The organism is Fusobacterium sp. JB019, assembly GCA_030673965.1.
GTDB lineage: Bacteria > Fusobacteriota > Fusobacteriia > Fusobacteriales > Fusobacteriaceae > Fusobacterium_B.
The window spans coordinates 363,390-389,247 of the sequence record JAUTCN010000002.1 but is presented as its reverse complement, the minus strand read 5'-3'; the positions used below and the strand labels follow the sequence as shown (position 1 = coordinate 389,247).

General features: G+C 25.8%; 22 protein-coding genes. All 22 read left to right on the top strand.

What is annotated here, in order from left to right:
* The first annotated feature begins 33 nt into the window (after nt 1-33).
* The 22 genes from Q7K47_02080 to Q7K47_01975 all read left to right on the top strand — a co-directional run bounded on the left by Q7K47_02080 (nt 34) and on the right by Q7K47_01975 (nt 25,844).
* Nucleotides 34-1,131, top strand: a complete 1,098-nt coding sequence (locus Q7K47_02080; GenBank protein MDP0505994.1) for a GGDEF domain-containing protein — start codon at nt 34-36, stop codon at nt 1,129-1,131.
* Between the two features lie 235 nt (nt 1,132-1,366).
* Nucleotides 1,367-1,630, top strand: a complete 264-nt coding sequence (locus Q7K47_02075) for an iron-only hydrogenase system regulator (GenBank protein MDP0505993.1) — start codon at nt 1,367-1,369, stop codon at nt 1,628-1,630.
* 14 nt (nt 1,631-1,644) lie between these two features.
* Nucleotides 1,645-3,096, top strand: a complete 1,452-nt coding sequence (gene hydG / locus Q7K47_02070; GenBank protein ID MDP0505992.1) for a [FeFe] hydrogenase H-cluster radical SAM maturase HydG — start codon at nt 1,645-1,647, stop codon at nt 3,094-3,096.
* A 12-nt stretch (nt 3,097-3,108) separates the two neighbouring features.
* Complete coding sequence (locus tag Q7K47_02065) at nt 3,109-3,708, top strand: HAD family phosphatase (protein MDP0505991.1); 600 nt, start codon at nt 3,109-3,111, stop codon at nt 3,706-3,708.
* Nucleotides 3,709-3,868: 160 nt separating this feature from the next.
* Complete coding sequence (locus tag Q7K47_02060; GenBank protein MDP0505990.1) at nt 3,869-4,573, top strand: radical SAM protein; 705 nt, start codon at nt 3,869-3,871, stop codon at nt 4,571-4,573.
* A complete protein-coding gene (locus tag Q7K47_02055; GenBank protein ID MDP0505989.1) occupies nt 4,570-5,274 on the top strand; it encodes a queuosine precursor transporter in 705 nt (234 codons plus the stop codon). The genes Q7K47_02060 and Q7K47_02055 overlap by 4 nt, the downstream gene beginning before the upstream one ends.
* Nucleotides 5,275-5,288: 14 nt before the next feature.
* Nucleotides 5,289-6,200 (top strand): tetratricopeptide repeat protein, encoded by a 912-nt coding sequence (locus Q7K47_02050; protein MDP0505988.1) that lies wholly within the window; start codon nt 5,289-5,291, stop codon nt 6,198-6,200.
* Between the two features lie 220 nt (nt 6,201-6,420).
* Nucleotides 6,421-8,532: a polyribonucleotide nucleotidyltransferase gene (gene pnp / locus Q7K47_02045; GenBank protein MDP0505987.1), complete on the top strand. Its 2,112-nt coding sequence runs from the start codon at nt 6,421-6,423 to the stop codon at nt 8,530-8,532.
* A gap of 15 nt (nt 8,533-8,547) precedes the next feature.
* Nucleotides 8,548-9,882, top strand: a complete 1,335-nt coding sequence (rimO, locus tag Q7K47_02040; GenBank protein ID MDP0505986.1) for a 30S ribosomal protein S12 methylthiotransferase RimO — start codon at nt 8,548-8,550, stop codon at nt 9,880-9,882.
* Nucleotides 9,883-9,902: 20 nt separating this feature from the next.
* The gene (gene pgsA / locus Q7K47_02035) at nt 9,903-10,448 is read left to right on the top strand and encodes a CDP-diacylglycerol--glycerol-3-phosphate 3-phosphatidyltransferase (protein MDP0505985.1); all 546 of its coding nucleotides are present in this window, start codon (nt 9,903-9,905) and stop codon (nt 10,446-10,448) included.
* A 16-nt stretch (nt 10,449-10,464) separates the two neighbouring features.
* Nucleotides 10,465-10,725 (top strand): YggT family protein, encoded by a 261-nt coding sequence (locus tag Q7K47_02030; protein ID MDP0505984.1) that lies wholly within the window; start codon nt 10,465-10,467, stop codon nt 10,723-10,725.
* Between the two features lie 47 nt (nt 10,726-10,772).
* Nucleotides 10,773-11,723, top strand: a complete 951-nt coding sequence (rsmH, locus tag Q7K47_02025) for a 16S rRNA (cytosine(1402)-N(4))-methyltransferase RsmH (GenBank protein MDP0505983.1) — start codon at nt 10,773-10,775, stop codon at nt 11,721-11,723.
* Between the two features lie 15 nt (nt 11,724-11,738).
* Nucleotides 11,739-12,020 carry a hypothetical protein gene (locus Q7K47_02020; protein ID MDP0505982.1) on the top strand — a complete coding sequence of 94 codons (282 nt, stop codon included), beginning with the start codon at nt 11,739-11,741 and terminating at the stop codon, nt 12,018-12,020.
* Nucleotides 12,007-13,353, top strand: a complete 1,347-nt coding sequence (gene rlmD / locus Q7K47_02015) for a 23S rRNA (uracil(1939)-C(5))-methyltransferase RlmD (protein ID MDP0505981.1) — start codon at nt 12,007-12,009, stop codon at nt 13,351-13,353. The genes Q7K47_02020 and rlmD overlap by 14 nt, the downstream gene beginning before the upstream one ends.
* Nucleotides 13,354-13,614: 261 nt before the next feature.
* A complete protein-coding gene (locus Q7K47_02010; protein MDP0505980.1) occupies nt 13,615-13,995 on the top strand; it encodes a helix-turn-helix transcriptional regulator in 381 nt (126 codons plus the stop codon).
* 231 nt (nt 13,996-14,226) lie between these two features.
* Complete coding sequence (locus Q7K47_02005; GenBank protein ID MDP0505979.1) at nt 14,227-15,354, top strand: aminotransferase class V-fold PLP-dependent enzyme; 1,128 nt, start codon at nt 14,227-14,229, stop codon at nt 15,352-15,354.
* A gap of 34 nt (nt 15,355-15,388) precedes the next feature.
* Complete coding sequence (locus Q7K47_02000) at nt 15,389-18,301, top strand: sigma factor-like helix-turn-helix DNA-binding protein (GenBank protein ID MDP0505978.1); 2,913 nt, start codon at nt 15,389-15,391, stop codon at nt 18,299-18,301.
* 18 nt (nt 18,302-18,319) lie between these two features.
* On the top strand, nt 18,320-20,032 hold the full coding sequence (locus tag Q7K47_01995; protein MDP0505977.1) for a phosphoadenosine phosphosulfate reductase family protein: 1,713 nt from the start codon (nt 18,320-18,322) through the stop codon (nt 20,030-20,032).
* Nucleotides 20,033-20,041: 9 nt separating this feature from the next.
* Nucleotides 20,042-20,908 (top strand): DUF4007 family protein, encoded by an 867-nt coding sequence (locus Q7K47_01990; protein ID MDP0505976.1) that lies wholly within the window; start codon nt 20,042-20,044, stop codon nt 20,906-20,908.
* Nucleotides 20,909-20,911: 3 nt separating this feature from the next.
* On the top strand, nt 20,912-24,316 hold the full coding sequence (locus tag Q7K47_01985; GenBank protein MDP0505975.1) for a hypothetical protein: 3,405 nt from the start codon (nt 20,912-20,914) through the stop codon (nt 24,314-24,316).
* Nucleotides 24,316-25,011, top strand: coding sequence for a hypothetical protein (locus tag Q7K47_01980; protein ID MDP0505974.1), 696 nt, complete (start codon nt 24,316-24,318; stop codon nt 25,009-25,011). The genes Q7K47_01985 and Q7K47_01980 overlap by 1 nt, the downstream gene beginning before the upstream one ends.
* 20 nt (nt 25,012-25,031) lie before the next feature.
* Entirely contained in the window at nt 25,032-25,844 is an 813-nt protein-coding gene (locus tag Q7K47_01975; protein MDP0505973.1) for a DUF4007 family protein, read from the top strand.
* Nucleotides 25,845-25,858: the final 14 nt, after the last annotated feature.

The following is a 25,858-nucleotide window of genomic DNA, read 5'->3' as shown; positions in this document are numbered from 1 at the left end:
ATTATAAATAGGATTTAAAAGGAGATGAAAATATTGTTATTAAAAAATAAATCACAAGTGTTTTTTACGATGATATTAATTCCACTTAATTATCAATTTATTTATGCACATAATGTTTATACTCGAGGTAATTTTACTCCAAAGGAATATGCTTTTTTTGGAGCAGTTGGAATAGTAATTTTAAGTTTTTTCTTGATGGTTTTAATTTCTTTAAACTATCAACTTAATATGGCTAAAGAAAAGCTACATGAAAGTAGGCAAAGGTTTTTAGATGTAACTGAGGCTGCTGAAGAAATAGTTTGGGAAATAGGAAAAGATAGTAAATTTAATTATGTATCTAAAAAAGCTGAAAAAGTTATAGGTTATTCTCAAGAAGAACTTCTGAATATGTCTGTATATGATATTTTAAAAGAGGATAATAAAAAAAGATTTGAAAATGATCTTTATAAAAGTGTAGATAGGAAAGAAAAACTTTACAAAAGAAGATATGTTGTCGTTCATAAAAATGGTTATGAAGTTTGGTTGCAGATGAGTGGAGTAGCTATTTATAATGAAGAAAATAAATTTAAAGGTTTTAGAGGAGTTTCAGCTGATATTACAAGGGAACATTACCAAGAAGAAAAATTATATTTGCTTGCTAGATCTGATGCTTTAACTGGACTTATGAATAGAAGAGCTTTTATAGAAAAGGCAAGGTTAGCTTTTAAGAAAAGTAAGGAAGAGGGAAAAGATTTTTCCTTTGCAATGGTGGATGTTGATTATTTTAAAAGTATTAATGATGAATATGGTCATGATGCAGGGGATATAGTTTTAAAAGAATTATCTTCAATAATGAAAGGATTTGTAAGGAATGAATATTTATTAGGAAGATTAGGGGGAGAGGAATTTGCTTATGTTCTTCCTAATACAAATGTTGAGGAAGCTAAAAAACTCATGTCTGATTTGCAGAAAAAGATTAATGAATATGTCTTTGTTGTGAATGATAAAAATATAAACATAACTGTGAGTGTTGGGATAAGTTTCTTAAAAACATATGATAAAAATTTATCTGAACTAGCCAAAGGAGCAGATATTGCTCTATATAGAGTTAAAAATAGCGGAAGAAATAAAATAGAAATACAAAAAAAATAAATATTTAAAAGACATCTTTAGATGTTGACAATTTATTAACCATGGAATATAATTTAGTAAGGATGCAATGTATTTGCTTGTAAAATTTTACTTGGGAGTGCAGGGCTTTGAAGATATCTGACTCGTCGGTATTTCCGTAGAGAAAGGCTTATTAATAAATTCAAGGGCCTCCTTTGTGTCTACAAGGGAGTTTTTTTTATCTTTAAGGTTAATTAGGTTAGGGAAGGAGATGTTTATGTGCATAGAAAATGAATATAGAATAGCAACAATAGGAATCGTAGTAGAAAATTTAGATAAATTTTATTTGGTGAATGCTGTTTTACACGAATATTCTGATTTTATAGTAGGAAGAATGGGTATTCCTTATAAAAAACATGGAATCTCTGTAATTACGTTAATTGCTGAAGGTACAAATGACGAAATATGTGCAATGACAGGCAAACTTGGAAGAATTCAAGGGGTAACTGTCAAATCAATGTTAACTAAATTAAAAGATTAGGGAGGATTCATAAAATGAATTTCACACAAAAGTATGCTAAAGAAATGGCAGAATACGATAAAATGGAGAAGGACTTTATCGATGATGATTTGATTTGGAAAAAATTAAATGAAGCAAAAGCACCTTCAAAGGAAGAAGTAAGAAAAGTTTTAAAAAAAGCTGAACAATGTGTAAGATTAGAACCAGAAGAGACAGCTATATTAATTCAAAATAAAGATCCAGAAACTATTGAGGAAATGTATCAATTAGCTTATAAATTAAAACATGAAGTATATGGAGACAGACTAGTATTTTTTGCTCCATTATACTGTAGTGATGAATGTGTAAATAGATGTAGATATTGTGGTTTTAGATGTGATAATGGAGTTATGAAACGTAAAACTCTTTCTTTAGAAGAAGTAGCTGAAGAAACTAAGGTAATGATTGAAGAAGGACAAAAAAGAACAATACTTGTTTATGGTGAATCACCAAATACACAAGTTGATTACATGGTAGATACAGTAAAAACTGTATATGATACAAAAACAGAGCATGGAGAAATACGTCGTGCAAATATAAACTGTGCTCCATTAAGAAAAGATGAGTTTGCAAAATTAAAAGATATAGGAATTGGAACAGTTCAAGTTTTCCAAGAAACTTATCATCATGAAACTTATAAATATATGCATCCTGAAGATACAATGAAGGGGCATTATCGTTGGAGATTATATTCTATGGATAGAGCCATGGAAGGTGGAATAGATGACATGGGTCTAGGTGTTTTATTTGGACTTTATGATTGGAGATTTGAAGTTATGGGACTTTTATATCATACTATTCATTTGGAAGAAAAGTTCAATGGTGTAGGACCACATACAATATCTTTCCCAAGAGTAACATTTGCAAATGCAACACCTCTTAGTAGAGAATTAGAATATAAAGTATCAGATGAAGACTTTAAAAAATTAGTTGCAATAATTAGATTATCAGTTCCTTATACAGGAATGATTTGTACAGCTAGAGAACCAAAAGAAGTTCGTGACCAAGTTATTCCTTTAGGAGTATCTCAAATAGATGCAGGAACTAGAATTGGAGTAGGAGCTTATGCAAAATCTAAAAAAGCAAATCAATTAAATGATGCTGAACAATTTACAATTCATGATGACAACTCTTTAGATGATGTTGTTAAAACAGTTTGTGAAACAGGAGAAATTCCATCTTTTTGTACAGCGTGTTATAGAGCAGGAAGAACAGGGGAAGAATTTATGAAGGTTGCAAAATCTAAATTTGTTCATAACTACTGTATTCCAAATGCAATGTTTACGTTAAAAGAATATGTATTAGATTATGCAAGTGAAGAAACAGTTAAAATTGCAAATTCTGTAATTGAAAAACATTTAGAAAAATTAAAAGATAAAGAATATTATAAAGAAGTTGCAGATGGACTTAAACGTATTGAAGCAGGAGAAAGAGACGTTAAATTCTAAAGGAGAATGAATATGTTAAAAAATATTGTATTTGATTTAGGAAATGTTCTGATAGAATTTAATCCTCAAAAATTTGTAAATGAAAATGTGGAAGACAAATATAAGGAAGAATTTTTTAAAATAGTTTTTTTAGGAAAAGAGTGGCAAGAATTAGATAGAGGGACTTTAGAATATAGTAATGCTATAAATTATTTTAAAGAAAAATTACCTTATTGCAAAGAAGCTATTGATAAATTATTTGAAAACTATATTATAGATTGTCTTAATCCAATTGAAAAAAATATTAATATTTTAAGGAAATTACAAAAAAAGTATAAGCTATATATTATTTCTAATTTTCATTATCCAGCTTTTGATAATATATACGGAAAATGGGATTTTTTCAAACTTTTTACAGGGAAAATAATTTCAGGACATGTTAAACTTTTAAAACCTGAGGAAAAAATTTATAATATGCTATTTGAAAAATATAAATTAGATCCAAAGGAATGTTTGTTTATTGATGATACTTTAGTAAATGTAAATACGTCTAAAAAGTTAGGAATGGACGCCATACATTTAGAAAAACCTCACATGTTGTATGATGAACTTGCAAAGAAAAATGTAATATAAAAAAACATTGACAAAATTTGAAAATATCATTATACTTTACCTTGAAAGATGTTCTGCACAGTTAAACCATCTATAAAAAACTAGGTCTAAATTTAACATTATTTAGATTATTAGGGCAGATGTATTCTGCCCTTTTTTATTTCTAAAAAAAGGAGGTTAAATGGGAATTAGATATAATAAAATTCAAGATAAACATAGACGTGAAATTGTCCTTTTAAAAAGTTTTCCTTGTGGATATGGAAAATGTAGTTTTTGTAACTATATAGAAGATAATTCTCTAGATGAAGAAGAAATAGATAGAGTTAATAAAGAAACTATAAAAAATATCACTGGAGAATATGGAGTGTTAGAAGTTATAAATTCAGGTTCTGTATTTGAATTAACTAAAAATACAATGAAAATGATACAAAAGGTTGTCTGTGAAAAAAATATAAAGGTTATTTATTTTGAAATATATTATGGATATATTAAAAGACTAGATGAAATTAGAAAATTATTTCCTGAAGTTGAAGTTAGAATTAGAATGGGACTTGAAACTTTTGATGATGATTTTAGAATAAATTGCTATAATAAAAACTTTAAATTAAATGAAGATGTTTTAAAATTATTAAGCCGTGAGTTGTATTCAGTTTGTTTGCTAGTGTGTACAAAAGGGCAAACGAGAGATATGATAGACAAGGATATAGAATTAGGACTTAAATATTTTAAAAATATAACTTTAAATATCTTCATAGATAATGGTACAATAGTAAAAAGAGACAATGATCTAGTGAAATGGTTTATAGAAAAATATAGTTATCTTCAAGATGATGACAGGGTGGAACTTCTTATCGACAATAAAGATTTAGGAGTGTTCGAACAATGAAAAATGAATTAATGTGGTTAGTTATGTTACTAGTAAATTTCTTAAGTATTTTATTTATTTACAAAAAGTATGGTAAAATAGGGTTATACATATGGATACCAATTTCTACAATACTTGCAAATATACAAGTTGTGTTACTAGTTGATTTATTTGGGATAGGAACTACTTTAGGAAATATTCTATATGCAGGTGGATTTTTAGTTACAGATATATTAGCTGAAAACTATGGAAGAAAGCATGCACAAAGAGCAGTATATATAGGATTTTTCTCTTTAATAGTTATGAGTTTAATTATGAAAATAGCAGTATCATTTGTTCCAAGTGATGTGGAAGAAGCAGTTATGATGTTTGAAGGTGTGAAAAGAATATTTGATTTTATGCCAAGACTTATATGCGCTTCATTACTTGCTTATTTAACTTCTCAAACTCATGATATATGGGCCTATGAATTTTGGAAAAAAAGATACGGAGAAACTAAGCATATATGGATAAGAAATAATGCAAGTACTCTTGTGAGTCAATTTATTGATAATACTATCTTTACGTTAGTTGCCTTTTACGGAGTTTATCCTAAAGAAGTTTTAATGGAAATATTTATAACAACTTATATCTTGAAAGTTATGGTAGCGATTTCAGATACTCCATTTGTATATTTAGCTAGTTATTTACAAAGAAAAGGAAAAATACAAGAAGTTGAATAAGTAAAGGAGATACTATGTCTAAAGAACTTATAGAAAAAGAAAAAAAAGAGCTTACAGAAAAACAAAAACTGGAAGAAGAAGTGCAAGCATACAGGGAACTTGAAAAACTAGGAGAAGATTCTTATTGGCTTCACTGTAATTTAGGGGCTGCTCTAGGAAAATTAGATAGAAGAAAAGAGGCTATAGAGTCTTTACTAAAGGCTGAACTTAAAAATCAGTACGATAAAAATGGGTGGTTACATAGTGAAATAGCTTGGAATTACGGGGCTCTTGGGAAACATAAGACAGCTTTATATTATTTAAAGAGGGCACAAGCTTATGGAAGAGATGATATCTGGATAGCAAGTGAAATTGGTTGGAATTATTCTAAACTAAAAGAATTTGATAAAGCAATTAGATATTTTATTCAAAGCTTTTATTTAGGAAGAGATGATTACTGGCTTAATGCTGAGATGGGATTAATTTACGAGCAAAAAGAAGATTTTAAAGAAGCTGTAAATTACTATAATGGAGCAAAATCTCATAAGGAAGATGATATTTGGGTAAATTCTCATTTAGCTTGGTGTTTAGAAAGACTTGGTTTAGTAGATGATGCTTTAGAATTATTAAAATATATCAAGGGGTTAGGAAGAGAAGATGTATGGCTTTATTCACAATTAGCTTGGTGCTATAGCAAAAAAATGGAACATGATAAAGCTATTGCTGCACTTGATAAAGCTGGAGATCAAGGAAGAGATGATTTTTGGATATTATGTGAGTATTCTTGGAATTATTCTATGTTAAAACAATATGATAAGGCTATTGAATTTATGGAAAAAGCTAAAGAAATCAATGGTGATGATGAGTGGTTAGCAAAACAAATGGAAATAGTTAAAAAGAAAATAGAAGAAGAAAAAAATGGACATGATAATAATAAAAAAGAGTAGGATTTTTTGGTCTTACTTTTTTTTATTAACTATAATTATCTTTGATTTTTGTCCTTAAAAATGGTATACTTTAGAGATGATAAAATTATTGTAGAGTGAATTGATAAGTAAGTAGTAAGAGAAAAATTATGTAAAGTACTAAATTTTAAAATACATATATTTTCCCTTATTATTTGCTAGTTCCTCTATGATAATTTATAAAATATTTAGGAGGAAATAAATGTTTGATGAAAAAAAACTAGAAATAGAATTTGCAGGAAGAAAGTTATCACTTTCAACTGGTAAATTTGCAAGACAATCTAATGGAGCGGTTATGGTTCAATACGGTGATACTGTAATGCTAAGTACTGTTAACCGTGGAAAAGAGCCAAGAGTAGGAATTGACTTTTTCCCATTAACAATAGATTATATTGAAAAATATTATGCTGCTGGAAAATTCCCAGGAGGATTCAACAAAAGAGAAGCAAGACCATCTACTGATGCAACTCTTTTAGCTAGATTAACAGATAGACCACTAAGACCAATGTTCCCAGAAGGGTTCACTTATGAGGTTCAAATAGTAAATACAGTATTCTCTTATGATGGAGTAAATACAACTGATTGTTTAAGTATCGTTGGTGCTTCTGCAGCAATAATGATATCTGACATTCCTTTCTTAGGACCAGTTGCTTCAGTTTGTGTTGGTAGAATAAATGGAGAATTCGTTCTTAACCCAACTCCTGAACAATTAGAAGAAAGTGAACTTGACTTAAAAGTTGCAGGTACAAAAGATGCAATTAACATGGTTGAGTCTGGATCTCAAGAAATGGACGAAGAAACTATGCTTCAAGCTATTATGTTTGGGCATGAAAATATTAAAAAATTATGTGAATTCCAAGAAGCTTTTGTTAAATTAGCTGGAAAAGAAAAAATTGAATTTGTTAAACCAGAAACTAATCCAGTAGTAAAAACATTCATTGATGAAAATGGAGAAAAGAAATTATTAGAAGCTGTATTAAAAGTTGGAAAACAAGATAGACAAGAAGCAGTAGACGCTTTAAAAGCTGAATTAACAGAAAAATTCGTAGCAGAAAACTTTGCAGATGTTGAAGAAGAAGAAATTCCAAAAGAAATAATGGATGAATTCAACATGTATTATGATAAATTAATGAAAAAATTAGTAAGAGATTCTATTCTTTATCACAAACATAGAGTTGATGGAAGAAAAACTGATGAAATAAGAGACTTATATGCAGAAGTTGGATCTTTACCAATACCTCATGGTTCAGCAATGTTCACAAGAGGAGAAACTCAAGCTTTAGTAACTACAACTTTAGGTTCAAAAGCAAATGAGCAATTAGTAGATAACTTAAATCAAGAATATTATAAAAAATTCTACTTACACTATAACTTCCCTGCTTACTCAGTTGGAGAAACTGGAAGAAATGGAGCACCAGGAAGAAGAGAATTAGGACATGGTTCTCTAGCAGAAAGAGCATTATCTTATGTAATGCCAAATGAAGAAAAATTCCCTTACACAGTAAGAGTTGTTTCTGATATTACAGAATCAAACGGATCATCTTCTCAAGCTTCAATTTGTGGAGGATCATTAGCACTTATGGATGCTGGAGTTCCTATTAAAGAACACGTAGCTGGAATCGCTATGGGACTTGTAAAAGAAGGAGAAGAATTTACAGTACTTACAGACATCATGGGACTTGAAGATCACTTAGGAGATATGGACTTTAAAGTTGCAGGAACAAAATCTGGAATTACAGCTCTTCAAATGGATATAAAAATTACAGGAATTACTGAAGAAATTATGAGAATAGCATTACACCAAGCTCATAAAGCAAGAATTCAAATTCTTGAAGTAATGAATGCAGCTATACCTGAACCAAGAGAAGAATTAGCACCAAACGCACCAAGAATTCACCAATTACAAATAGATACTGATAAAATAGGAGCATTAATTGGACCTGGTGGAAAAAATATCAAGAAAATAGTTGAAGATACTGGAGCTTTAATAGACATAACTGATGACGGTAAAGTTTCTATATTCTGTTCAGATTTAGAAGGATTAAATATAACAGTTAAGAGAATAACTGATCAAGTTAAAGATGTTGAAGTTGGAGAAATCTACAAAGGTAAAGTAGTAAAAGTTATGAAATTTGGAGCATTCATGCAAATACTTCCTGGAAAAGAAGGATTATTACATGTATCTGAAATTTCAAAAGAAAGAGTAGAGAAAGTTGAAGATGTATTAAAAGAAGGAGACGAATTTGATGTTAAAGTAATTTCTACTGATAACGGAAAAATCAGTCTTAGTAAAAAAAGAATAATCACAGAATAAAAGAGGGAAAGATAAATGAAATTAGGATTAATAAGTTTAGGTTGTAGTAAAAATACGGTGGATAGTGAAAACATGCTAGGTATGCTTATAAGTGAAGGAAAAGTCCAATTAGTAGAAGATTTGAAAGAAGCGGATGTTGTTATTGTTAACACTTGTGCATTTATAAATGATGCTAAAATGGAGTCTATAGAAACTATTCTTGAGATGGCAACTTATAAGAAAGACTATAACTTAAAAAAGTTAATAGTAGCAGGTTGTTTATCTGAAAGATATAAAGAAGAACTTATAGGAGAAATTCCAGGAATAGATGCAGTTGTTGGAACTGGAGATATAGATAAGATTTGTGAAATTATCACAAATGTAATGAATGGAAATAAAGAAGTAGTTGTAGGAAGTTTAGACTTCCTACCAACTTCTGGTACTAAAAGAGTTCTTATAAATAATCCTCATTCAGCATATATCAAGATTTCTGAAGGATGCGACAAACATTGTACTTATTGTATAATTCCATCTTTAAGAGGAGATTTAAGAAGTAGATATATAGAGGATGTAGTAGAGGAAGCTAAGATGTTAGCTGCTCAAGGAGTTAAAGAATTAAATATTCTAGCTCAAGAAACAACAGAATATGGAAAGGATATTTACGGAGAACTTGCTTTAGCGAAACTTTTAAAAGAATTAGTTAAAGTAGAAGGAATAGAGTGGATTAGACTTTACTATATGTATCCAAATTCAATAACTGATGAATTAATTCAAGTTATGAAAGAAGAACCAAAGATTTGTAAATATTTTGATGTACCTATTCAACATATTTCAGATAATATGTTACAAAGTATGGCTAGAGCAAAATCTGGTCAATATGTAAGGGATATTTTAGGAAGAATCAGAACTGCAATTCCTGATGCTACTATAAGAACAACTGTAATAGTTGGATTCCCTGGAGAAACTGAAGAAAACTATGAAGAATTAAAAGAATTTATAAAAGAATTCAGATTTGATTATGTTGGAGTTTTTAAATACTCAAGAGAGGAAGATACAGTTGCATACTCTCTTCCAGATCAAGTGGATGAAAAGATAAAGGACAGAAGATGGGCAGATCTTTTAAATGTTCAAGGTGAAATAGCAGAAAATATAAATGAAAAATATATAGGAAAAGAAGTTGAAGTTATTATTGATGGAATTTCTTCTGAAAGTGAATATATGTTAGAAGGAAGAATGAGAAGTCAAGCACTAGATATTGATGGGAAAGTTTTAACTACTGATGGAACTGCAAAACAAGGTGATATTGTAAAGGTTAAAATTGAACAAAAATTCCAGTATGATTTTATAGGTCCTATATTAGAAGATAATTAAATATATATGGGAGGGACAATATGAATTTACCTAATAAGTTAACAATCACAAGATTATTACTAGCAGTACCTTTTATTTATTTTTTAGAGAATTCACCAGAAAGTATGCCTTTTAGAATTATTGCTTTAGCTATATTTGCAGTAGCTTCTATTACAGATTTTTTCGATGGATATCTTGCGAGAAAACATAATTTAATAACGGATTTTGGAAAGATTATGGATCCTCTGGCGGATAAAATATTAGTTATATCAGCTTTAGTTGTAATGGTTGCAATAGATTATATACCTTCTTGGATGTCAATTATTGTTATTTTCAGAGAGTTTTTAATAAGTGGAATAAGAATGGTTGTAGCAGCAAAGGGTGAAGTTATAGCAGCTATAAAATTAGGGAAATATAAGACAACTTCCCAAATGATAGTTATAATGATATTAATTGTTTTTGGTAAAGAGTATGACACTATTTTAAATTTTAATAACGCTTTAATGCTAATACCAGTTATCTTAACAATATGGTCAGGATTAGAGTATATAAAAATTACAAAGCATCACTTTTTAGAAGAAAATTAAATAGAGAGGTGAGAATATGAAAATACTGATATGGAATATTGTTAACTATGCAATAACTATACTTAATTTAATTATTTTAATTAGAGTAGTTCTTTCTTGGTTAGTACCTTACAAAAGAAATGAATTTACTGAAGTAGTTTATGCAATAACTGAGCCTGTTTTAGCACCATTTAGAACGTTAATTCCAATGGGGTCTATGAGAATTGATTTATCTCCAGCTCTTGCATATATTGCTTTAAATGTTTTAAGAAGAATAATACTTTACATAATGTTTTAATTAAATAGAGAAGCTTGCTTCTCTATTTTTTTCAATGGAGGGAAAAAATGAGTGAAAATTTAGATAACACTTTTAGTGATTATCATATTCCAGTTTTATTTTATGAAACTATAGAAAAATTAATAACAGATGAGGATGGAGTTTATCTTGACTGTACTCTTGGTGGAGGAGGACATTCAGAAGGAATATTAAAACATCTTTCACAAAATGGAAAATTAATTTCAATGGATCAAGATGAACAAGCTATTAAGTTTGCTTCTAAGAGACTAGAACCATATAAAGATAGATGGCAAGTTTTTAAAGATAACTTTGAAAACTTAGAAACAGTTGTCTATATGGCTGGTGAAACTGAGATTGATGGAATATTAATGGATATAGGAGTTTCTTCAACACAATTAGATGATGAAGACAGAGGATTTTCATATAGATTTGATACTAAATTAGATATGAGAATGGATAAATCAAGTCCTCTTTCAGCTTATGAAGTAGTTAATAATTATGAGGAAGAAAGACTTTCTAAAATTATCTATGAATTTGGAGAAGACAGATTTGCTAGAAAAATAGCAAGATATATTTGTCAAGCTAGAGAAGAAAAGCCAATTGAAACAACAGGAGAATTAGTTTCTATAATAAGAAGAGCTTATCCTGGAAGAAGTAAAAAGCATCCTGCTAAAAAAACTTTCCAAGCAATAAGAATAGAAGTTAATAGAGAATTAGAAGTTTTAGAAGTAGCGATAGAAAAAGCTGTTAAATGTTTAAAAAAAGGTGGAAGATTAGCAATAATAACTTTCCATTCTTTAGAAGATAGAATAGTTAAAAACAAATTTAGAGAACTTGCTAAAGGTTGTACTTGTCCTCCAGAAATACCAATTTGTGTGTGTGGAAAGAAACCTCAAGTTAAACTGATAACAAGGAAGCCAATTTGTGCAACAGGGGAAGAGTTAGAATATAACAATAGAGCACATTCTGCTAAACTAAGAGTTATCGAAAAAATTTAATAACAAGGTGGTAAGATGAAATCTTTTATTATTGGAATTATTGTTACGCTTAGTGTGTTTGGGGTAAATAAATATTATTTATCAAGAATAGAAAAATTAGAACAACAAATAAGATTTGAAAAAAAACAAGTTGAAATTTGCAGAAAAGAGCTTAGAAAAAGTATAGCGAAATATAATAGTAAATCTGATTTAAAAAAGATAGAGCTTGAAATGATGGCTAGAGAAGATATGCAACACTCAGAAGAAATAGTATATTTTAAATTAGAAGGTGAGGAGAAAGTAAGTGACGAAGATTAATATTGAGAAGATTATTAACGGGGGAGAAGGACTAGGATATGTTGATGGCTTTCCTATTTTTGTTCCTATGTCAGTTCCAGGGGATGAATTAGAAATAAAAATAATCTCAAAGAAAAAATCCTATGGTAGAGGTATAATTAAAAAAATAATAAAGCCAGGTGAAGAAAGAATAGATTTTCCTAAATTCACAGAAGAGGATTTTCATGGATGTAATTTTGCAATGCTTAATTATGAAGCTCAATTAAAATATAAAACTATATTAGTGGAAGATGTTATGAGAAAAATAGGGGGAGTTTCTGATGTTCCTGTTTTACCTATTATAGGATCTTCTAAAGAAACTAACTATAGAAATAAAGTGATTGAACCATTTGCTTATGGTGAAAATGGTGAAATAATAACAGGAATGTTTAAAAGAAAATCTCATGAGATTTTCCAAATTAAAGAGAATATGTTAAGTTCACATTTGAGCAATAAGATTATAAACAGAGTTAAAGAAATCTTAAATAAAAACAAGAATGTATCTGTATATGATGAAAAAACTCATAAGGGAATACTTAGACATATTATGACTAGAACAAATTCTAAAAATGAAGCTATGCTAGTTTTAATAATTAATTCTAAGAAAATACCAGTTGAAGTATTTAATACTTTAAAGGAAGTATATGATGAGATGGGGGAAATAAAATCTATCTATGTTTCTTTAAATAATAAAAGAACGAACTTTGCTTTAGGTAAAAGTATAAAACATTTATTTGGACAAAAATTTATAAAGGAAACTATTGAAGGAATAGATTTTAATATTTCTCCAGATTCTTTTTTCCAAATAAATTTAGAACAAACTAAAAAACTATATGAAATAGGAATAAGCTATTTTGATAATATTGAAAACAAATATATTGTTGATGCTTTTTCTGGAACAGGAACTATTGGAATGATTCTTTCTAGAAAGGCAAAACAAATTTATTCTATAGAGATAGTTGAAAATGCTGTATTAGATGGAATAAAAACAGCTAAAGAAAATAACATTGAAAATGTAGAATTTATATGTGGAGATGTTAATAAGAAGATAAAAGAAGTAATAGAGGAAGGAAAGAAAATAGATTCAATAATATTCGATCCTCCTAGAAAAGGGGTAGAAGAGCCAACTTTAAGAGGGTTATCTAACCATAAGATAGAAGAACTTGTATATATTTCTTGTAATCCATCTACATTTGCTAGAGATAGTAAAATATTGATAGAGGAAGGTTATAAATTAGAAAGAATACAACCTGTTGACCTTTTCCCACAAACCTCGCATATTGAGGTAGTAGGTAAGTTTACTTTGGAAAAATAAGATTCTTTACTATTATAGAGGTAAATAATATTATTTACTTTAAAAAACTAGATAGAGGTATATATTATAAAGCTTCAATTTTTAATAATTAAGAGGAGATGTTTTTAGTAAGTGATATCATTTACTTACTAAAGATAAACCTCTTTTTTTTATTTTTGTAAATAAAATCATTTCCAGAAATTGTATTATATTAACAAAATTACTTACAATTTGTTTCCTAATGGTTTATAATAGCAATAAGTAGCTAAGGAGGACATCATTATGGAATCAGGTTTTTATTTGAGAGAATTAAGAAATAATAAAAAATTCTCATTGAGAAGTCTAAGCATCAAATCAGGAGTTTCACATACTCAAATAGCTGACTTAGAAAAAGGAATTAATTTTGGAACAGTTGAAAAAATAGAAAAAATTTTAAATGCTCTAGGAGCAACTGAAGAACAAAAGATGAAATTTTACTATTTAAGAGATTATGAGAAAACTCCAGAAACTATAAAAAAAGAATTAAACGAGTATAAAAGTATTCCTTTGGAAATACTTAAAAATAGAGCAGAACATTTAACAGAGAAATTAAAAAAGTTAGATGTTGAAGAATTAAATAAGCTTGAAGAATATATAGATTTTCTTTTAATTAAAAGAAAATAGAAAATAAAAATTACAAAGGTGTTAATATGAAAAAGGACTACAGGAGAAATGAGAATAGTTATTCAAAGAATCAAGTTCCAGAATTAGAGAAAAATTGGAGCTTTTTGTCAGTTATATCTACTATTTTTATATTTTTTGTTAGTCGTCATTCAAAAATAATAAGTTAAGCAGAACTCTCTTTAATGAAATTAAAGGGAGATTTTTTTTGTCAAAAATTTAAGGAGTAAATTTATGTACTATTTTGATAATGCATCCACAACTTTTCCAAAAGCAGAAGCTGTGTATAATAAAACAATGGAAATTTATAAAGATTTAGGAGTAAATTTTAGTAGAAATAAATCAACTAAAAGTAATGAAGCAAATAATATAAAAAAAGATTTAGTTGAAAATTTAAAAAATATTTTTTCTTCTAATGGAGATATAATAATTAATTCTTCTGCTACTTTTTCAATTAATGAAATTTTAAGAGGATTAGATTATTCAAAGATTAAGACAGTTTATATTTCACCATTTGATCATAATGCAATATATAGAACTATAAAAGATTTACAAGAAAAATATAACTTTCAATTAAAGATTTTAAAATTTAATAAATTTGAATTGGATATAAATGATATGGAATTACAATTTATGTCACAAAAACCAGATTTAATAATATCTACACATGCTTCAAATGTGTTTGGAAATATTTTAGATATAGAGTCAATATTTAAGGAAGGAAAAAAATATAATTCAATAACAGTATTAGATGGAGCTCAGACATCAGGATTACTAGATTTTTCACAAATATCAAGTCTATGTGATTTTGTAGTTTTTGCAGGGCATAAAACTCTTTATGGGCCTAGCGGAATAGGTGGATATTTATATAACAATAAGAATATTATATTAAATCCTTTATTATATGGTGGAACAGGAATTAAATCAGAAGAAGTTAACATGCCAGATGATATGCCAGAAAGATATGAGGCAGGAAGCCCTAATTTAATGGGAATAATAGGTTTAAAATTATCTACTGATTGGCTATTAGAAGTAGGTTTAGAAAATATAAGAAAAAAAGAAGAAGAAAATCTTGAAAAATTAGTTAATATTTTTGAAGAATATGAAGATGAAGTTCATTTTCAAAGATCAAAAAAAAGTGTAGGAGTAATATCTATAACAACAAATGATTATACTCCACAAGAATTTGGAAATATTTTAGAAGGATATAATTTATATACAAGAACAGGAATGCATTGTAGCCCCTTGGCTCACAAACATATGAAAACTGATGAAAATGGAACTATTAGATTTTCAATTTCATACTTTACGAGAGAAAAAGATTTTAAAAAATTAATCGAAGTATTAGAAGAAATTTTATAAAAAGTTAAAAATATAATAAGTTAAGGGGAAATAAATGAAACAGGAATGTAGGGAGTATTTAGAAACGATAATAAAAAATGATGTAATAGGAAATAATAAGTTAATAACTGTTGATGAAGTTCAACAAAGAATTCATGCTAGTTTTTGTATTGAATATACTAAAGAAAAAGTTAAAGAATGGTTATTAGAAAAAAAAGAAATTTTTGAGATTCAAAAAAATTCTTTTGTTTGTAAAACTCATTTTATGAATTTTTATAAAAGTATAAAAGATAAGGATAACATTATAAGTAGAATAAATCGTCATTATTTTATAAGATTATCAGATTTAGAAATAAAAAATTTATTTGATAAATATAAATCGGATCAAGAAAAGAAAGAAAAAATATTTAATATTTACAAAGAAATATATAATAGGGATAAAAATAGACATGAAAATAAAAAAATAGAAAAAGAAACAAGGCAAGAAATAAAACAAAAAATAGAAAAAGAAGAAGAAACAAAAATATTTACTGCTTATGAAAATTTAGGAACAAATAAAATAAATTATGAAGTAGAAGATATAGAAAAATATGTAATAGACTTTATATTGAAAACAGGAGTTTCATTAAGATTTAATCATATAGCGGAAAATAGATCAAAGGCTGGAAAAGAAGTAGAAGAAATATTAAAGTGTATGCCTTATATTTTATCAAAAAAATTAGTCAAAAATAATAAGTTATTTTACATTGCTAGTAATAAAAATATTTTTTTCAAACCTCTTTTAGGAGCTTTAATAATAGATAGAGATATAAAAAAATTGCCTTATAAAGTAATAGAAAATCTTTTAGTAGATAAATTAAAATCAAAGTCTATAAATAGAAAAGAATTAGATAGATATTTAAGAGAAAACAATAAATTTTTTAGAGCAGATAAAAATTTTATAGAAATATTATGTACTTTAGAAGAATATCTTCAAAGTATAAGAAAAAAATATAAAGTGATAGATAATAAAATTTATAAAAAAATAGAAGAAACAACTTTAGAAGATGAATTGGCAAAAATAATAGAAGCAATGAAAATAATAGAAGAAGAAGCTCCTGTAGCATTTAACATTAATCAGGTAGAGAAAATTTTGTTGGTATTATTAAGAAATGAACCTTTAAGTGTAGAAGAAATAGAAGAAAAATTATGGTTATATAAGGAAAAAATATCTAAAATAGTAATAAAAGAAATTTTAAATAATTCTTTAAAGTTTAAATGTGTAGATTTTTATCGTTATGTTAATAGAAAAAGTTTAAAATATTCTGAATTTAAAAATAGTTTAGTTTTAGAAATTATAGATATAATGAAAACTTTTACTGATCCTCAAAAGAAAGTATTTAAACTTAGATTGCTTAAAAGGATGACTTTAGAAGAAGCAGCAAAGCATGTTGGGGTAACAAGAGAAAGAGTTCGCCAAATAGAAATTAAAGTAAAAGGGAAATTAGAATTACATAAGAAAAAAAGTATAAATAGTTATCTTGATATTTTAGATAATATTTTTAATGAAAATAAAGTTTTAACAAAAAATGAATTAGAAAAAGAAATAAGAAAATATAAAGCTTTTGATAAATTAAAAATAATAGAGATTATTAGAATATATGAACTTTTTAAAGAAGAAGTAGTTAATATTTATTTCGAAAATTATTATAGCTTAATAAAAGAAAAAGATATATATGAAAATTTAAAAGGAATAGAAGAAAAAGTAATAACTTTTGATAAATTTAAACAAGAATTTGAAAAAATAGGAATAAAATCAGAAGATTTTATTAGTAATATTATAAAAAATAGTAAAAAAATATGCAAATGTAAAAATTTAGTTATGTACTCAAATAAAAATATAAATATGATAGATAAATTACAAATGGTTTTTGAAGTAGAACAAAGGGAATTAAAACTAGCAGAAGCTGCAGATTTATATAATGAGTATTATAATGAAAATAATAGTTTTAGAAATATAATAATAAAATTAGAAGATAAAATTTTTACAAGAGTTTTTACAGGTATTTATAGATTAACGAAATGGGGAGGTCAAAGACATATTTATACAGCTGATTTAACTGTTGCTTATTTAAGAGAAAAAAGAGCACCAGCTACTATACAAGAAATAGTAGAGAATATAAGTGAAAAAACAAGAGCGAATAACACTACACTAAAAGCATTAGCTTCTATGCCAAAAGAAGTTTTTTCATATAGCCGTGGGAAGTTAGCTTTAAAAGAATGGGCAGATAATTTTGAGTTAAGTAAAAGATACTATATTTCTAAAAATAGAATAGAAGCTAGTATGGAAAATAAAGTAGGAACTTGTAATAAAGGAAAGTTTAAAAAGAATGGAAAATTAGTAAGTTTACATTGCGTAAATAAAGAAAATATAATAATAAATGGAGGGTTAAATTTAGGAGAATATTTTGTATATAAATTATTTTCACAAATATTATTAAGATATAAAGATTTAGAATATAAGTTAAACATATCAGATAGAGAAGAGGGAGCTATAATAAAAGGAATATCAGAAGTTTTTTCAAATGTAGGAATAAAAGAGGGAATGTATTTTTATTTGGTTTATTTGAATAATGAAATAATTAGATTATATAAATGGGATGAATTTGAAAATGAAATTTTTTATAAGAATGAAAATTTATCAAAAAAATCTGAAGAAAATTATGAAAAATTACCAAAAATTGAAAATACTGATGAGATTAATATGGAAATTTCAGAAAATACAGAAGAAGAAAAAATTCAAAATACACCAATTGAAAATGTAGAAAAAATTTGGACATTTGATACCTTGTTAGCTGAAGGATTAAGAGCAGGTAAAGTAAAAAGTAAATGGATTGATTCTATTGATTTTGAAGAAGAAATAGATGTTGAAGATTATTATGATGTTGAAGAAGTATTGCAAGAAAGAGGAATAATAATAGTATATTAGAAAGTATAGAGGGATAAAATGAGAGAATTTAAAGTATATTGGAACAGTAAAGAAAAAGTTCCAATAATTATAGACGAAAGAACAGATAATATTAAAATAAAAACAGATAATTTAGAATATTTAACAACTGATCTTAGGCCTGTATTTTTAGAAGAAAAACATTTAATAAAAGAATTATTTTCTTTAGAGGAAAGTATTTATGAAAGCTCAGTATGGTGTACTAAATTAGGTAAATATATTATAGATGGAGGCTGGTTAAAAAAAAGTTATATAAAAGCAATGAAGGAAATTAAAAGTATCGAAGAGCTTAGAATTAAAATATTTTCTTTTGAAAAAACTAATAAAATGATTGAAAAAGAAAAAATAATAATTAATAAATTTATAAAATTAAATTATCAACATTTGTATTATTTATTAGAATCAGAAGAGAGAGATAATGAAGGACATTTTATAGGTGCTTATCCATTTATAAATGAAGTATCACAAAAGCATAAAGATAGGATCAAAATGGTTTCTTTTAGTGGTGGGAAAGATTCTACTGCTGTATCTCATTTAGTAAGAAAAGCATTAAATGATCAAAGCATATTGCATATATTTGGGGATACAACTCTAGAATTACCCAAAACCTATGAATATGTTGAAAAGTTTAAAATTGACAATCCTATGACTCCATTTTTTGAAGAAAAAAATGAAGAGAATAATTTTTTTGAAATGTGTGAAGAAATAGGACCTCCGAGTAGAGTTAAATCTTGGTGTTGTTCAATATTTAAAACAGGACCGATGGGAACAACTTTGTCAAATTTTGACGAAAAATTTTTAACTTTTTATGGAGTTAGAAGAAAAGAGTCGATTGCAAGAAGTAAATATGAAAAAATTAATCTAACTCCTAAAATTCATGGTGAAATGGTAGCATCGCCAGTAATAGATTGGTTAGATATTGATATTTGGCTATATTTGCTAACAGAAAAGATAAAATTTAATGATTCTTATAGATATGGCTTTTCAAGAGTAGGCTGTTGGGTTTGTCCAAATAATTCTGATTGGTCTCAATTATTAGGCAAATTATATGTTTTAAAAGAAATTAATCCGAGTTTAAAAGTGGATTATAATGATTGGGAAAATTTTTTATATAAGTTTGCTAAAAAAATAATATTGGATTATAACGAAGGTATTGGTAAAAAATTATCAAAAAATGAACTATCTGAAGAGATAAAAAATTATGTTAATGAAGGAAAATGGAAGGCAAGGCAGGGAGGAGCAGGATTAGAAAAAAGTTCTAATATTGTATTAGAGAGTAAAGAATGTATTAATGAAAAAAATAGTTATAGATTTGTTTTAAATAGAAATGTTCAAGAAGAGCTTTTTGAATTATTAAAACCATTTGGAAAACTTATTTTTACAAACAAAGGAAATAAACAAGAAATATATATTCTTTCAAGAGAAGGAAAAGTATTATTTAAAATTTTTTATAGGGAACAAAATCCTGAAATTAAAATAACTTTAGTAGATACAAAAGATAGATATTTATATGGAAAAATAAAAAGACAATTAAATAAATATAATTCTTGTGTATATTGTCAAGCTTGTAATTCAACATGTAAATTTGGGGCAATATCAGTTGGGGATAATAGTTATAAAATTGATGAAAATAAGTGCGTACATTGTCTTAATTGTGTATCAAGATTTCAAACAGGATGTTTAATTTCGTCAGCTTTAAAAATAAAAAAATAGGAGAATAAGATGAATTATTTATTAGTAGGTCATAGCTCTTTTTATGTGAGAGAAGGCTGGATACAAAAAGGAATAAAGTATATAAAAAATAATAATAAAGATAATGCTTTTAGTAAGAGTAATATAAAAGCAATAGATGAGCTTGGAATCGGAAGTGTAATGGTGTTATCACTAAAATTTTGGTTAACATCACTGGACTTAATAAAAAAAGAAAAGAAAACATATATAACAAAAAGATGGATAGATCTTATTTTAGAAAAAGATCCCTACTTTCAAAATAATAATACTCTATGGTTATTACATAGTTATATTATGGAGAGAGATAATGAAGATGAGGTACTTCTATTATGGAAACTGATATTACAATCTAAAAAACTTAATAATTTTGATTATGCTAAGATAAAAAATCAAGTAGAAATTTTTCTAAAAGAGCATGAATTAAAGTTTTCAGAAAAAAGTATAAAAGACAGCATTAATGTTTTTATAAAAATGTATTACCAAGAAAAAGAAGAAAAATTAGATCCAGAAAATAATATGTATTCACCTTTTATTAGATTAAATTATTTAGAAAAAAATATATCTGGGGAATATAGATTTAGAAATATAATGGCTAAAGAAATATCAGAGTATATAGTATATTTTTTATTAAATAGAAATTTTCTAAAAAATAAAAATAGACAAATAGCAGTTAAAGATGCTTATGAAAAATTTAATGGGATTATAAGAATGAGACATTATGAATATGAAAAACTTTTAGTAAAGCTAGAAAATAAAGAATATATATCAGTTGATCGTGGTGGAGGATTAGCAAACATAATTTTAAAAAAAGAAATATCAGAAAAAGAAATAATAACTAGAATATTAGAAAGTGAGTAATAAATGAAAAATATAATTAATGTATTAGAAACAAATAAATATTCCATAAATATAGAAGCTGATTATCAAGATAAGAATAAAATTAATAATTATTATCCATCTTATAAAACTTTAAAATTATTAGATAAATTTTTAATGATGATTGATAAAAAGAAAGAAGGTTCTGTATTATTATCAGGAGCTTATGGAACAGGAAAGTCATACTTAATATCTATTTTGTTAAATATTTTAGATGAAAGATTTAATATAAATAATTTTAATTCTTTTTTAATGAAAAGCAATAAAAAATATAATATAGAGAATATTTTAAAAAAATATAGAAATAAAAAATATTTAATAATTTTTGGGGATGATAATGGGGATAATTATTGGCAATCAATTTTATTAGGTGTATATAGAGCTGTTAAAAATAGAAATATTAAATTAAATTTATCTACTAATTATGAAATCATAGAAGGAAAAATAAGTAAATGGAAACTAAATCATAATGAAACTTATAATTTATTTATTAGTAAATTAAAAGAAAAAGAATTAGAAGATCAATTTTTTAGATTTTTAAAAGAAAAGAATGAAAAAGCTATAAATATTTTTTCTGAAATATATTCAGAAATTTTTGCAGGAGAAAAATTTATATCTTTAGAAAAGACTTCTAGCATGAAGGAATTAGTTTGTGATGTAGAAAAGCAAGCTATTGAAGTAGGATATGATGGTGTTATTTATATTTTTGATGAATTTGGAAGATATTTAGAGACAGGAATAAACAATATTGATGTAAAAGAAATTCAAGATATGGCAGAATATTGTAATGAAGACAATAGTTCTAACTTATTTATGATAACTCATAAAGATGTTTTTCAATATACTAACAAATTAAAAAGTAAAGAAAATTTAGATGAATGGGAAAAAGTAAGTGGAAGGTTTTTAAAAGAACATCTTTCTTATGAAAAAATAAACGTAATGGATATTTTAGAAGATATTCTTTTGAAAAAAAATTATGAAGAATATAGAAAAAATAATTTTGAAGAATTTTCAAGAAAAGAAATTTTATTAAAAGAAACAGGAATGCTTTCTGGAGAGGCAAAAGAATGCGTAAAAAGATATTATCCACTAGATTACATAGGAGCAAATATGCTTCCGGATTTATCTCAAAAATTAGCTCAAAATGAAAGATCATTATTTGCTTATATTTGTGGAAATGAAGAAAAAGGATTAAAAAATACTATCTTAAATACAACGGATAAGTTTATAGGGTTAGATAGTCTATATGAATATTTTAAAGATAATTTTAAATTTTTATCAAATGAAAGCAGTGAATATAAAGTATATATAAATTCGAAAAATTTATTAAATAGTTTAAAGCCAGAAGAAAAATTAGAAAGAAAATTTATAAAATCTTTAGCCATGATATATATATATAATAAATTTTCTGAATTAGAACCTACTCCTGAAGTAATGAAGGCAATTTTAAACATAGAAAATATAGATAAGATTGTAAATAAATTAAAGTCAAAAAATTTATTAGGTTATAGAAAACATTATAATCACTATAAATTAGTAGAGGATATAGATGTAAATGTAGATAAAGAGATAAAAGATTATATAGAAAATAAATTAGGTAATTTTGACTATATGGAAACTTTGGAAGAAAATTTAAATAGAGAAGCTTATTATCCGTTGGAATATAACGATAAGAATAATATAACTAGGTATATGGGAAGATATTATTTAGATGTAAGCTATTTAAGTAAAATAGATGAGATAATGAAAAATGAAACAGAAGATGGAAAGATAATATATTTAACAAATATAGAAGGAAATGTTAACTATCAAGAGATAAAAAATAGGTTATTAAAAAAAGAGATAGTTTTAATAAGCAATGAATATGGAAAAAATTTAGAAATATTGGATCTTTTAAAAGAATTAGAAACAATAAAAATATTATTTGCTAAAGATGAAAAATATTCTACAGAAGGAGTTTTAAAAAGTGAGTTAGAAATTTTCAAACAAGAAGTATTAGAGAAACTAACTGATGAACTTAATGATTATTTTTTAAATGGAATTATAGATAAAGACTTAAAGTACAATCAGTTAAATTTAATGGATTTTACAACTAAATATTTAAAGAATAAATACACTAAATATATAGGAGTTAATTATGAACTAATTAATAAAAATAATCTGAGTTTTCCTATGAAAAAAGCAAGATATGATATTTTAACAAAATTAAAGAATAAAGAAATATTAACTGATGAAAGTTATTTTAATAAGACTACAGCAGAGGGAAGTGTGGCTAGAATCTTACTTAAAAATCAAAATATATATAAGTTAGGTCAAATAAAATTAAATGGAAGTATATATTATTCAGTTTATAAAGAGGTTTTAGAAGACATAAAGCTAAATAAAATAAATTTAGGGGATATATATAGAAAGTATACATCAAACTTGGGAGAATATGGTATAAGAAAAGGAATATTTACATTTATTTTAGGATTATTATTTATTGAAAATAGTGAGTTTATAGGATTAAATTTAAAGGCAACTCAAGGAGAAATTGAACTAGATTTAAAAATATTAGATGATATAGAAAAAAATCCAAAACGTTATGAAATAAGTTATTATTCTATGGGAAAAGAAGAAATAGAATATGTCAAAAAATTAAGTGAAATATTTGAATTATATATTCCTAAAAATAAAAATACAATTGCTAATAGAGTTTTAGCAGGAATGAAAAATTATATAATATCTTTGCCAAGATATATGAATGGAATCTTTTTAAGAGAAAACAAAATGATGAATAAATTATTTTCAGGAATTTTTAGTGTTAATAATGGACGTGAATTTACATTAAGAGCGATTCCTAAAGTATATAAAGAATATAATTTATTAGAATTAATTAAAAAAATGAAAACAGATTTAGAAAATTTAGAAAAGTGCAAAGTAAATTTTAGAAATGAACTTACTAATTTTATTATATGTTCTCTTGGTATAAATAAAAGTTTTAAAGAGTTAATAAAAATGTTAAAGACTAAAGAAAATTTAAATGAAATAGAAAAATATATTTTAACTTTAGAAGATTATAGAGATGAAGAAATATTAATAAAAATAACAGAAAGAATAAAGGGATTTTCTTATGAAAATTGGAGAAACAAAAAAGATGTAGAAGAATTTAAAGAAAAGTTTATTTTAGAATCTAAAAAAGAAGGAGAAAGTCATAAAGAAATCACAAGAGGGACAATTAATATAAAATATGACAATAAAAATATAAGTGTGGACATGAGACTAAAAGAAACTATGCATGGAAAGCTTTTAAAAAAGAAGTTAGAATCAGCAGTTAAGAATATGGGACAATCAATTCCTTTAGAGGAAAAGAAAAAAATATTAACAGAGATATTGTTAGGAGCTGAATGATGAGTGGATGGGATTTAAAAGAAGGTGAAGTTAAAAAAAATTGTTTAACTGATTATGAACTATGGGAAAAACATAAGAAGTTTTTTTCGAAAAAGACAGTAATGAAGACTATATATAAAATATTGCTATATGAATCATTACTTGAGAGTTCTGTAGAAACTGATGAAATTAATATTTTTGAGATTGCTTCAATAAAATTTGCTCAAAAGTATTGGGATTTTAAAAATAATAACAATTTAAAAATAACTATGTATAACGGAAAATCTTATAAATCTAGTCAAGAAATTATTATTGAAAAAACAAAAAAAGATTATAATTTAAAAAATATTAATTTTAATAGTTTGTCTTATTTTGTAAAACTTGATTATATAACTGAAACAAAAAAAATTTTAAAAATTAATGTGCTAGGAGCTTTATATAATGATTTTAACGGAACTATTTATTCTTTTGAAAAGAAAACAGAAAAGCTGGTGCTTAATAAATATTTTCTTTCTTTTTTTAAGAGAAATTTATATGTTTTAAAAAAGCTTAATAATTATAGAATGATTGAATTTCTAAAACAATTAAATAAAGGAAATTATGATATTGAAAGTTATTTTGAAAAAAATCATTTGGAGTTAACAGAGCCTCTTTATTTAAAAATAGAAAACCAAATAGAAAAATTTCAAAATTTAGAAATGAATATATTAAAATAAAATTTTCAAGGGAGAGATGTATGAATTCAAAGCAAGGATTTAAATTTGAAGTGAACTATTGTATATTACTTTTAGAAAAAATAAAAAGTGGAGTAAATACAAAAGAAGGATTAAAAGATGTAACAGGAGCTGGAGAAAATAGAATAGTAACATTTATTCAGTGGTTAAAGTATATAGGATCGATAGAAGTAATAGGACTAAACTTAAAATTAACAAACTTAGGAGAAGCATATATAAGATTAAAAGAAAGTGATGATTATTTAGAGCCGTTAATGTTATATCATTTATTAAGAGATCCTTATTCAAGTGAAAATGATGGGCATTATTATTTTTCAACATTAGTTAATGAATTATTTTATAATACAGTATTTGATTATGAAAATACGATAAGCTTAGAAAAAATAAAAAGTGAACTTATTAAAATAGGAGCAGATCCTAAATATCCTAAATTTATAAGCTCAGCATTTAAAACTTTAATAGATTCACAATCAGGCTTTGGTAAAATGGGCATATTAGAGAAAACAAATAAAAATGAAAAAGATGAAGTTGTAGAAGTTCATTCGTATTGGATAGAACCATTAGTAGGAGCATATATTATTTATGATATGTGGAAAGATGGTCAAACAGCTATGGAAATTACCAACATAATTAATGAAAAATATAATTTAGGAAGAATGTTTTTAATGAATGCAGATGCAATAGAAGAAACTCTCCTTGAAATACAAGCTCTAAATTTAATTGAAATTGAAAAAAGAGCAGGACTAAATCAAATAAGAATAAAGAAAAATATAACTAAAGAAGATATATTGAATAGAATAATTGAAGAAGCCTAAAAATGGAGGTACTT

Excerpts from the sequence above, each read along its gene's own strand:
- Q7K47_02075 (MDP0505993.1), top strand. The coding sequence starts at position 1,367 with ATGTGCATAGAAAATGAATATAGAATAGCAACAATAGGAATCGTAGTA.
- hydG (MDP0505992.1), top strand. The coding sequence starts at position 1,645 with ATGAATTTCACACAAAAGTATGCTAAAGAAATGGCAGAATACGATAAA.
- Q7K47_02065 (MDP0505991.1), top strand. The coding sequence starts at position 3,109 with ATGTTAAAAAATATTGTATTTGATTTAGGAAATGTTCTGATAGAATTT.
- Q7K47_02060 (MDP0505990.1), top strand. The coding sequence starts at position 3,869 with ATGGGAATTAGATATAATAAAATTCAAGATAAACATAGACGTGAAATT.
- Q7K47_02055 (MDP0505989.1), top strand. The coding sequence starts at position 4,570 with ATGAAAAATGAATTAATGTGGTTAGTTATGTTACTAGTAAATTTCTTA.
- Q7K47_02050 (MDP0505988.1), top strand. The coding sequence starts at position 5,289 with ATGTCTAAAGAACTTATAGAAAAAGAAAAAAAAGAGCTTACAGAAAAA.
- pnp (MDP0505987.1), top strand. The coding sequence starts at position 6,421 with ATGTTTGATGAAAAAAAACTAGAAATAGAATTTGCAGGAAGAAAGTTA.
- rimO (MDP0505986.1), top strand. The coding sequence starts at position 8,548 with ATGAAATTAGGATTAATAAGTTTAGGTTGTAGTAAAAATACGGTGGAT.
- pgsA (MDP0505985.1), top strand. The coding sequence starts at position 9,903 with ATGAATTTACCTAATAAGTTAACAATCACAAGATTATTACTAGCAGTA.
- Q7K47_02030 (MDP0505984.1), top strand. The coding sequence starts at position 10,465 with ATGAAAATACTGATATGGAATATTGTTAACTATGCAATAACTATACTT.
- rsmH (MDP0505983.1), top strand. The coding sequence starts at position 10,773 with ATGAGTGAAAATTTAGATAACACTTTTAGTGATTATCATATTCCAGTT.
- Q7K47_02020 (MDP0505982.1), top strand. The coding sequence starts at position 11,739 with ATGAAATCTTTTATTATTGGAATTATTGTTACGCTTAGTGTGTTTGGG.
- Q7K47_02010 (MDP0505980.1), top strand. The coding sequence starts at position 13,615 with ATGGAATCAGGTTTTTATTTGAGAGAATTAAGAAATAATAAAAAATTC.
- Q7K47_02005 (MDP0505979.1), top strand. The coding sequence starts at position 14,227 with ATGTACTATTTTGATAATGCATCCACAACTTTTCCAAAAGCAGAAGCT.
- Q7K47_02000 (MDP0505978.1), top strand. The coding sequence starts at position 15,389 with ATGAAACAGGAATGTAGGGAGTATTTAGAAACGATAATAAAAAATGAT.
- Q7K47_01995 (MDP0505977.1), top strand. The coding sequence starts at position 18,320 with ATGAGAGAATTTAAAGTATATTGGAACAGTAAAGAAAAAGTTCCAATA.
- Q7K47_01990 (MDP0505976.1), top strand. The coding sequence starts at position 20,042 with ATGAATTATTTATTAGTAGGTCATAGCTCTTTTTATGTGAGAGAAGGC.
- Q7K47_01985 (MDP0505975.1), top strand. The coding sequence starts at position 20,912 with ATGAAAAATATAATTAATGTATTAGAAACAAATAAATATTCCATAAAT.
- Q7K47_01980 (MDP0505974.1), top strand. The coding sequence starts at position 24,316 with ATGAGTGGATGGGATTTAAAAGAAGGTGAAGTTAAAAAAAATTGTTTA.
- Q7K47_01975 (MDP0505973.1), top strand. The coding sequence starts at position 25,032 with ATGAATTCAAAGCAAGGATTTAAATTTGAAGTGAACTATTGTATATTA.